The 8,923-nt window shown below is 66.8% G+C and carries 11 protein-coding genes; 8 read left to right on the top strand and 3 right to left on the bottom strand.

Features of this window, described 5'->3' with window-relative positions; all coding sequences use genetic code 11:
- Both BIS11_RS05780 and BIS11_RS05775 read right to left on the bottom strand, forming a co-directional pair.
- Nucleotides 1-191, bottom strand: a 191-nt coding sequence (locus BIS11_RS05780; RefSeq protein WP_253585813.1) for a hypothetical protein, incomplete at its 3' end; no start/stop codon positions are given.
- Entirely contained in the window at nt 188-616 is a 429-nt protein-coding gene (locus BIS11_RS05775; RefSeq protein WP_253425702.1) for a MerR family transcriptional regulator, read from the bottom strand. The genes BIS11_RS05775 and BIS11_RS05780, both read right to left, overlap by 4 nt.
- Nucleotides 617-859: 243 nt before the next feature.
- On the opposite strand from BIS11_RS05775, the gene BIS11_RS05770 reads away from it, so the two are divergent.
- From BIS11_RS05770 to rimI, 8 genes are all read left to right on the top strand, one after another.
- Nucleotides 860-2,215 (top strand): OmpP1/FadL family transporter, encoded by a 1,356-nt coding sequence (locus BIS11_RS05770; RefSeq protein ID WP_253585812.1) that lies wholly within the window; start codon nt 860-862, stop codon nt 2,213-2,215.
- Between the two features lie 178 nt (nt 2,216-2,393).
- Nucleotides 2,394-3,492, top strand: a protein-coding gene (gene prfB / locus BIS11_RS05765) for a peptide chain release factor 2 (protein WP_367399094.1) whose coding sequence is annotated in 2 segments (ribosomal slippage) — nt 2,394-2,468 and nt 2,470-3,492 — 1,098 coding nt in all. Because the reading frame shifts where the segments join, the coding sequence is not laid out codon by codon here.
- 112 nt (nt 3,493-3,604) lie between these two features.
- Entirely contained in the window at nt 3,605-5,116 is a 1,512-nt protein-coding gene (gene lysS / locus BIS11_RS05760; RefSeq protein WP_253585811.1) for a lysine--tRNA ligase, read from the top strand.
- A 78-nt stretch (nt 5,117-5,194) separates the two neighbouring features.
- Nucleotides 5,195-5,581: a hypothetical protein gene (locus BIS11_RS05755; protein WP_253426596.1), complete on the top strand. Its 387-nt coding sequence runs from the start codon at nt 5,195-5,197 to the stop codon at nt 5,579-5,581.
- 88 nt (nt 5,582-5,669) lie between these two features.
- Nucleotides 5,670-7,070 carry an MFS transporter gene (locus BIS11_RS05750; RefSeq protein ID WP_253426599.1) on the top strand — a complete coding sequence of 467 codons (1,401 nt, stop codon included), beginning with the start codon at nt 5,670-5,672 and terminating at the stop codon, nt 7,068-7,070.
- Nucleotides 7,071-7,112: 42 nt separating this feature from the next.
- Nucleotides 7,113-7,433: a BolA family transcriptional regulator gene (locus BIS11_RS05745; protein ID WP_253426602.1), complete on the top strand. Its 321-nt coding sequence runs from the start codon at nt 7,113-7,115 to the stop codon at nt 7,431-7,433.
- On the top strand, nt 7,430-8,233 hold the full coding sequence (locus BIS11_RS05740; protein ID WP_253585810.1) for a hypothetical protein: 804 nt from the start codon (nt 7,430-7,432) through the stop codon (nt 8,231-8,233). Before BIS11_RS05745 ends, BIS11_RS05740 begins: the two co-directional genes overlap by 4 nt.
- Nucleotides 8,230-8,670, top strand: a complete 441-nt coding sequence (rimI, locus tag BIS11_RS05735; RefSeq protein ID WP_253585809.1) for a ribosomal protein S18-alanine N-acetyltransferase — start codon at nt 8,230-8,232, stop codon at nt 8,668-8,670. Before BIS11_RS05740 ends, rimI begins: the two co-directional genes overlap by 4 nt.
- On the opposite strand, the gene zapB is transcribed toward rimI, so the two are convergent.
- Nucleotides 8,667-8,852, bottom strand: coding sequence for a cell division protein ZapB (gene zapB, locus BIS11_RS05730; RefSeq protein WP_253585808.1), 186 nt, complete (start codon nt 8,850-8,852; stop codon nt 8,667-8,669). The genes rimI and zapB overlap by 4 nt on opposite strands.
- Nucleotides 8,853-8,923 lie beyond the last annotated feature (71 nt).

Here is an 8,923-nt window from a genome sequence, read left to right as displayed (position 1 = left end):
AGGGCGTCGTCGAGCGCTTCGTCGCCCAGCGCGCCCTGGACCTCCAGGCGCTTGTCGTCAGGAAAGCCCTCTACCCGGGCGCTCGGGTCGCTCGCCTGGATCGCGTCGCGCATGCGCGTCACGCAGCCCTGGCAGCGCATGCCGGGTACGGTGCGCACGAGCGGTGTCGGAGTGGGGCGTTCGTCGTTCATGGGGCCTCCCGGGAGCACGTGTCGTCGGGGAAACTTTCGATCAGCCGGCACAGGCTATGGCCGTCCGGGGCGGCGTCGGGCATCGCCTGCCAGCTGTGCAGCGCCTGCTCCATGCGCCGGGCCAGGGCTTCGAGCTCTTCGATGCGCGCGCGAATCTGGGGCAGGCGGCTTGCCAGCAGATCGCGCACCATCGGGCAGGGCGAGTCGCCGTGATCGGCGTGGCGCAGGATGTCGCGAATCTCGGCCACGCTGAAGCCGAGCTTGCGCGCCCGCTGGATGAAATGCAGCCGCTCGAGGTCGGTCGCGGAGTAGAGGTGGTAGCCGTTGTCCGGATGGCGCTCGGGCGAGAGCAGGCCCTCGCGGGTATAGTGGCGCACCGTTTCCGGGGTCACGTGAGCGTGTCTGGCGATGTCGCTGACTTTCATGCGGTGTCGTCCCGTCGCTGTAGACCTTCAGTGTAAAACCCTTGTGCCACCCAAAGGTCAAGCGCGTACCTGGCAAGGTGGTTGCCACGGCCCTAAGACTAATGGATGGGCCCGAAACGAAATAAAACGGCCGTTTGCCCCTTGAACCCGCGCCGACATTGGGCGAAAACTGTTCATCGTGACGTATTAAAATAACCTAGGCGGGTGGCAACGCTCGTCGGATCATCGGGAAAGAGGCTCACTATGCATAACAACGTCAAGAAGCTCGCGCTGGTCTCTGCCGTGGCCGCCGCGGCCTGGGCGAGCCAGGCCAGTGCCGGCGGCTACCAGATCAACGAGCAGAGCGTCAGCGGCCAGGGCTACGGCCACGCCGGGCGCAGCTCCAACGTCAACGATGCCACCATCGTCTTCGGCAACCCGGCGGGCATGTCGTTTCTGGATCGCGCGCAGATCACCGCCGGCGGCACCTACCTGAATCCCAAGACCAAGATCAGCAACGTGGAGGCCAGCCGGACGCTGGATTCCGGCGTGGCCCTGGGCGGTGCACCCAATGGCGTCCAGGTTCCCGTCGGCGCCATTCCGGGCACCAACGAGGGCGACATGGTGCCGGGCACGCTCGTCCCCTTCGCCTTCTACGCCCATCCGGTCAACGAGCGTCTCGCCTTCGGTTTCGGCGTCTACGCGCCGTTCGGCTCCAAGACCGACTACGAAAAGAACTTCCAGGGCCGCTACTTCGGCGACTACACCGAAGTGACCGTGATGACCGCCCAGCCGACGGTCTCCTACCGCTTCAACGATCAGTGGTCGGTGGGCGTGGGCGTGACCTACAACAAGGTGGACGGCGAGCTGCGTCGCCAACTGCCCTCCGGGCCCGCCTTCAGCGCCGCCACGGACATCGATTCGCGGGTCGAGGGCGACGACGAGGCCTGGGGCTACAACCTCGGGGTGATCTACCAGCCGGTGCCGGAGACCACCTTCGGCCTGACCTACCGCTCCAAGGTGGACTACACCCTCGAGGGCAGCTTCGCCGCCACCGACCCGTTTGGCAACGTGGTGCGCTCGGACCCCAACGCTTCTCTCGACCTGACCACGCCGGAGACGGTCAACTTCTCCGTCACCCAGCAGATGAGCGACCGCCTCAAGCTGATGTTCGGCACCTCCTGGGTGCGCTGGAGCCAGTTCGACGAGATTCGCGTCACCGGTACCGTTGGCGACGTCATCACCCAGGAAACCCAGGACTACACCAATGCCTGGGCCTTCGCCACCGGCGGCGAGTACCAGCTGACGCCAGAGCTTGCGCTGCGCGCGGGCCTGACGCTCGACTACACCCCGACCAGCGACGAGCACAGAAGCGTGCGCATCCCCTCGGACGACCGGCGCATCTTCTCGATCGGCGCCGGCTGGACGCCGATCCCCGATCTCACCCTGGACGTCGCCTACTCCTACCTGACCGAGCGCGGCACCCACGTCGAGCAGCAGCGTCGCGACCTGCTGGCGAGCGCGGCCCCGCCGGTCGCCGCGGTGGGCGGCGCCAACTACGCGGCGGACTACAAGAACGAGGCCCACGGCTTCGGCGCCCAGTTGACCTACCGCTTCTAGAAAGCCCGCTTGGAAAGACCCAGGCGTTTCGAACGAACCCGGCATCTGCCGGGTTTTTTTGTGGGCGCCACGGGGAGGATGCACCGCCGCCCGGGTTTCCGTTACACTAGGCGGTCATCGCCAGAAGGCGACCCTCCTTTTCGTACCCGACCCCTTTTGACCAGACAAGGCACGCTCCATGTTGGAAACCAATCCGATTCATACCCAGATCAAGGACCTGTCTGAGCGGACAGACGTTCTTAGGGGGTATCTTTGACTATGCCGAGAAGAAGGATCGGCTAGAGGAAGTCACCCGCGAGCTCGAGGACCCGAACGTCTGGAACGATCCGGACTACGCCCAGAAGCTGGGCCGCGAGCGCGCCTCGCTCGAGACGATCGTGGCGACCATCGACGAGCTCGACCATGGCCTGGGCGATAGCCAGGACCTTCTGGAACTCGCCGAGATGGAAGAGGACGAGGCCACCGTCGAGGAGGTCAGCCGCGAGCTCGACGCCATGCAGGCGTCGCTCGAGAAGCTCGAGTTCCGGCGCATGTTCTCCGGCGAGATGGATCCCAACAACGCCTACATGGACATCCAGTCCGGCTCCGGCGGCACCGAAGCCCAGGACTGGGCGAACATCCTGCTGCGCATGTACCTGCGCTGGGCGGAAAGCCACGGCTTCAAGGCCGAGATCGTCGAGGTCTCCGCCGGCGAGGTGGCGGGCATCAAATCCGCGTCGATCCATATCCAGGGTGATCACGCCTTCGGCTGGCTGCGCACCGAAACCGGCGTTCACCGCCTGGTGCGCAAGAGCCCCTTCGACTCCGGCGGTCGTCGCCATACCTCGTTTGCCTCCGTGTTCCTCTCCCCGGAGATCGACGACAGCTTCGAGGTCGAGATCAACCCGTCGGATCTGCGCGTGGACACCTATCGCTCCAGCGGCGCCGGCGGCCAGCACGTCAATACCACGGATTCCGCGGTGCGCATCACCCACGAGCCGACCGGCATCGTGGTGGCCTGCCAGAACCAGCGCAGCCAGCACGCCAACCGCGACTTCGCCATGAAGCAGTTGAAGGCGAAGCTGTGGGAGCACGAGATGCAAAAGCGCAACGCCGCCAAGCAGGAAGCGGAAGACTCCAAGGCCGACATCGGCTGGGGCAGCCAGATCCGCTCCTACGTGCTCGACGACCAGCGCATCAAGGACCTGCGCACCGGCGTGCAGTCCAGCAACTGCGACAAGGTGCTCGACGGCGACCTGGACCAGTTCATCATCGCCAGTCTCAAGCAGGGCCTTTGATGCCTGGCGGGCCGCCGACGCGGCCCGCTGGCGTCTGAAAGCGTATTCCTTCGAATACCGCTTTCGAACACGACCTTCGAAACCGATTTTCGACCTACATACAGGGTGCCGGATGGCTAACCAAGACGCGTCTCCCGCTGAAAACGAGAACCACCTGATCGCCGAGCGCCGCGCCAAGCTCGCCAAGCGCCGCGAAAGCGCCGCCGCCCAGGGCAAGAGCGCCTTCCCCAACGACTTTCGCCGCGACAGCCTGACCGTCGAGCTCGACGCGCAGTTCGGCGACAAGGAGAAGGACGAGCTCGAGGCGCTGGATCACCATGCCGCCGTGGCCGGGCGCATCATGCGCAAGCGCGGCCCCTTCATCGTCATCCAGGACGTCGCCGGCCAGATCCAGCTCTACGTCGACAAGAAGGGCCTGCCCGCCGAGGTGCTCGAGGACGTCAAGGGCTGGGACATCGGTGACATCGTCGCCGCCCGTGGCCCGGTGCACAAGTCCGGCAAGGGCGACCTGTACGTGATGATGAAAGAGGTGGAGCTGCTCACCAAGAGCCTGCGGCCGCTTCCCGACAAGTTCCACGGGCTGACCGACCAGGAGGCGCGCTACCGCCAGCGCTATGTCGATCTGATCATGAACCCGCAGTCGCGCAAGGCCTTCGAGACCCGCGCCGCGGTGATCGCCTCCATGCGCCGCTTCTTCGAGGCGCGCGGCTTCATGGAGGTGGAAACCCCCATGCTCCAGCCGATCCCCGGCGGGGCGACGGCGCGCCCGTTCGTCACCCACCACAATGCGCTGGACATGGACATGTACCTGCGCATCGCCCCGGAACTCTATTTGAAGCGCCTGGTGGTGGGCGGCTTCGAGCGTGTCTTCGAGATCAACCGCAACTTCCGCAACGAAGGGCTCTCGACCCGGCACAACCCCGAATTCACCATGGTCGAATTCTACTGGGCCTACGCCGACTACAACGACCTGATGGACATGACCGAAGCGATGCTGCGCACCGCCGCCGAGGAGGTGCTGGGCACCACCATGCTCACCTACCAGGGAGCGAGCTACGACTTCGGCCAGCCTTTCAAGCGCCTGACCCTCAAGCAGTCGATTCTCGATCACGGCGACGGCATCGTGGCGGCGGATCTCGACACCCTCGAGGCGGCGCGGGCCACCGCCGAGAAGCTCGGCATCAAGGTGAAGGAGAGCTGGGGCCTGGGCAAGGTGCAGACCGAGATCTTCGAGGAAGTGGCCGAGCACAAGCTCGACCAGCCGACCTTCATCACCGAGTACCCGGCGGAGGTCAGCCCGCTGGCCCGGCGTAGCGACGCAGACCCCTTCGTCACCGACCGCTTCGAGTTCTTCGTCGGCGGGCGCGAGATCGCCAATGGCTTCTCGGAGCTCAACGACGCCGAGGATCAGGCCGAGCGTTTTCGCGCCCAGGCCGCGGAGAAGGACGCCGGCGACCTCGAGGCGATGTACTATGACGCCGATTACGTGCGCGCGCTCGAGTACGGCATGCCGCCGACGGCGGGCGAGGGCATCGGCATCGACCGGCTGGTGATGCTGTTCACCGACAGCCCCTCGATTCGCGACGTGCTGCTGTTCCCGGCGATGCGCCCGGAAGTCGAGTAACGGCTGGCGGAGTAAAAGTTGGTAAGGGCGCGTCTTAGCGCCCATAATGGTCAACGTTTCGACGGCGAGGAGAATCCCATGAAACTGCTTAACCGCTCCGCTCTGAGCGTCAGGCCGACCCAGCCCTTCGTGGACTGGATCAACGCGCTGGAACCCACCACGGGCGACGACGACCTGACGCTTGCCGACGTCGAACGTGAAAGTACCATCTACCTGATCCCGGAAATGGATACGCCGGAAGCGCTCGAGACCCTCGTGCGCGATCGCTGCGTCGAGATCCTCGAGACCGAGCTTCGCGCCTGGGAAGAGGACGAGCGCCAGTGGCCGGAGACACTGGACTGGACGCTGTTCCAGACGTTCCTGCACGTCGAGCACAGCTATCTGGCCATCGACCTGGACGACGAGACGGCGCTGGAGATTTCCGACGTCGACGACGCGCTGCTGCTCGACAACGACCCGGACTAGCGCCGCCGTCACGCGCTTTTCCTGTTTGCCAGAACCGGCCTCGGCCGGTTCTAGCGTTTGGCGGCGCCCTGAAGGAAGTTCCCCACCCATGCGACTCTTCGAAACCCGCCCCGGCGATGACGGCCTGCCGGGGCCGGAGCGGGCCCTCGCGGTGCTGGCGCTGGTGGCCGGCACCCTGATGGCGGTGGTCGACACCACCATGATCAACCTGGCCCTGCCCACCATCGCCACCGATCTCGGCGCCTCCGCCTCGCGGTCGGTGTGGATCACCAACATCTTCCAGGTGGTGTGCGCGGCCTTTCTCCTGGTGTTCGCCGGGCTCAGCGAGCTGATCACCCGGCGCAGGCTCTACCTGCTGGGGCTTTCCACCTTCGTCGTCGCCTCGCTGGGCGCGGCGCTCTCGCGCAATCTCGAGATGCTGCTGGTGTTTCGCGCCTTCCAGGGGCTCGGCGCGGCGGCCACGCTCTCCATCGGGCCATCGCTCTACCGGCTGATCTTTCCCTCGCGCCTGCTGGGCAGCGCCCTGGGCTTGAGTGCGCTGGTGGTGGCAGGGGGCTACGCCGCCGGCCCGACGCTTGGCGGGGTGATCCTGTCGTTTGCCGACTGGCCGTGGCTTTTCGCTCTCAACGTGCCGCTCGGGCTCTGCTCGCTCTACTTCGCCGCCAAGGCCTTGCCCCGGGAGCCGGCGCGCCAGGGCAGCTTCGATATGGCCGGCGCCCTCTACTCGATGGCGATGCTGGCGAGCTTCTTTCTGGCCATGGACGCCGTGGGGCACGCCGCCTACCTCGAGGCGGGCGCCTGGAGCGCGCTCTGCGGGGTGGCGGCGTTTGCCTTCGTGCGCCGCCAGCGCCGCGCCGCCTATCCGCTTCTGCCGCTGAGCGTCTTCAGCGAGATGCGCTTTACGCTTGCGGTCTCGGCCTCGGGGCTCGCCTTCATCGGCCAGGGGCTGACCTTCGTGGCGCTGTCGTTCTTCTACCAGGACCAGATGGGGCTCTCGCCGCTGGAGACCGCCTGGCTCTTCACCCCCTGGCCGCTGGCCATCATGGTGGTGGGGCCGCTGGCCGGGCGCCTGGCGGACAAGGTCAACCCGAGCGTGCTGTCGAGCGTCGGCCTCGGTTTTCTGATCGTCGGGCTGGTGGCGCTGGCGTTGGTCGACGAGCACACCTCGGCGGCGGGCAGCCTCTGGCGCACGGCGCTGTGCGGCATCGGCTTCGGGCTTTTCCAGCCGCCCAACAACCGCGAGATGATGGCGAGTTTGCCGGTTGCGCGCAGTGCCAACGTCTCCGGGGTGATGAGCACCATGCGCACCGTGGGACAATCCTTCGGCGTTGCCGTGGTGGGGGCCGCCCTCGCCCTGGGGCTCGCCGTGCAGGCGACGCTCTGGTTCGGCGCCTTCACCACCTTGCTGGCCCTGGTGGCGAGCCTCTCCCGGGTATCGCTTGCCGGGCGCGCCCTCGTTGAACGTCGGGCATCGTCGAGGCGCGACTAAGGGCGTACAATGTCAGGCGTTTACCTAACCAGGAGGCCCGCCATGGCGCTGCAGACACACATCGAGAACAAGTTGGCGACGCTTTCGCCGAACGTGCTGCAGGTGGAAAACGAAAGTCATCTGCATAACGTCCCGGCCAATTCCGAGACCCACTTCAAGGTCACGCTGGTGTCCTCGAGCTTCGAGGGCATGATGCCGGTCAAGCGCCACCAGCAGATCTATGCGCTCCTGGCCGACGAGCTGTCGGGCCCGGTCCACGCCCTGGCGCTGCACCTCTACACGCCCGGCGAGTGGTCGGCGCGTGGCGGCCAGCGACCGAACTCGCCGGACTGCCTGGGCGGTCAACGCGGCGGCGAAAAGTGACCCCGGAAGTCACCCGACGCCACTACCTGGACGCCATGGGCATCACCGCCTGGGCGTGCCGCTACCAGTTGCCCGGCGCCGCCCCGACGCCGGCCTGCGAGTGGGAGGAGCCGACCCAGGCCGTGGCGCCACGCCAGCAGCTGCACGCGCTGCTCGACGAGCCGAGCCCGCCGGCGCCCGCCAGAGCGCCCGGTGCCGACACCGCAACCCGGTCCGCCAAGTCCGCCCGGGCGCTGCTCGGCGATATCGCCCTGCCGGAGCAGGCGAGCGAGGCGCCAGCCCCCATCGTCAAGACGCCGTCCGCCCCTGAAAGCGCTCCCCCGGCCGAGCCCGTGGTGTTCACGATGACGTGCCTTTGCATCGCCGGTCGCTGGCTCAGCCTGCACCCCGGCGAGCTCACCGCCCTGGAGCAGCGCCTGCTCGGCAACCTGCTCGCCGCCGCCGGCGTGCTCGACGGCGCGCTGCCCGCGCCGACCATCTTCGCCTGGCCGCCCATGGCAGGCGTATTCACCCCCGAGGACCCGCTGGAAGAAGCGCGCGAAGGGCTCGCCGCTTTCGTCGCCGGCGCCGCTCGGCGCCAGGGCTGGCAGCTGGAGCGCCTGCTGTGGTGGGGCGACGAGGACGACGCCGCCGGCACGCTCGCGACGGTGCTGGATCTGAACGAGCAACGAAGCCATACCCTGGAGCTCCCTCTCTGGCGGGCGCCGAGCCTGGCGACCCTGACTCAGGGATCGGCGGCCAAGCGCGCGCTCTGGCCGGCGCTTGCGCGTCTGGCCGACGGCGCCAAGAGAACACCTTGATTCAGCTTTTGACACGGGTCGACGAGGCGGCGCTTTGCGCCCTGGAGGCGCGCGCCCGGAGCGGGGCGAGCACGCACACGATCAAAGAGGCACTCGAAAGCGATACCCAGGAGGTGCTGGGCTATCACGACGACGTGGCATTGGTCGGCTACGCCCTGGTGGCATGCCTGCCCTTCGAGGCGGAGCTTCAGGCGATCGGCGTGCTGCCCGAGCGGCGCGGCCAAGGCGTGGGGCGGGTACTGCTGCAAGCGGTGATCGCTCAGGCGCGGGCGTGGCAAAGCGAGCGCATGCTGCTGGAGGTGCGGGCGGGCAATCTGGCGGCGATCACGCTCTACGAGCGCCTGGGGTTCGGCGTCGATGGCCGTCGCAAGGGGTACTACCCGGCCATCGACGCGGCCGGGCGGGAGGATGCACTCTTGATGTCGAGGGGGCTCTAGGCGCTTTCGCTGGACTCGAACTTCGAGAGCACGCCCTGCAGGCGACGTTCCCACTCTTCGCGCTCCTGCTTGAACTGCTCGTTCTCGCGGCGCAGCTCTTCGTTCTCGAGCTTGAGAAGCTCCAGCGCCTCGACGGTATCGGTGACTTTCTGCTCTAGCTGATTGAATAGTTCAAGGCTCATGCCTACCTCCAGAAGACGGGACGGAACGCATCGCCCACGGTGAGTGACGCGTCAGGGCAGCAGCGTAACGC

The organism is Halomonas sp. 707D4 (assembly GCF_024158685.1).
Lineage (GTDB): Bacteria > Pseudomonadota > Gammaproteobacteria > Pseudomonadales > Halomonadaceae > Vreelandella.
Note: the sequence above shows the minus strand (reverse complement) of the source record. Positions and strands in the feature narration are given on the sequence as shown.

Bases quoted from the DNA above. Each gene is read 5' to 3' on its own strand.
- BIS11_RS05775 (WP_253425702.1), bottom strand. From the start codon at position 616: ATGAAAGTCAGCGACATCGCCAGACACGCTCACGTGACCCCGGAAACG.
- BIS11_RS05770 (WP_253585812.1), top strand. From the start codon at position 860: ATGCATAACAACGTCAAGAAGCTCGCGCTGGTCTCTGCCGTGGCCGCC.
- lysS (WP_253585811.1), top strand. From the start codon at position 3,605: ATGGCTAACCAAGACGCGTCTCCCGCTGAAAACGAGAACCACCTGATC.
- BIS11_RS05755 (WP_253426596.1), top strand. From the start codon at position 5,195: ATGAAACTGCTTAACCGCTCCGCTCTGAGCGTCAGGCCGACCCAGCCC.
- BIS11_RS05750 (WP_253426599.1), top strand. From the start codon at position 5,670: ATGCGACTCTTCGAAACCCGCCCCGGCGATGACGGCCTGCCGGGGCCG.
- BIS11_RS05745 (WP_253426602.1), top strand. From the start codon at position 7,113: ATGGCGCTGCAGACACACATCGAGAACAAGTTGGCGACGCTTTCGCCG.
- zapB (WP_253585808.1), bottom strand. From the start codon at position 8,852: ATGAGCCTTGAACTATTCAATCAGCTAGAGCAGAAAGTCACCGATACC.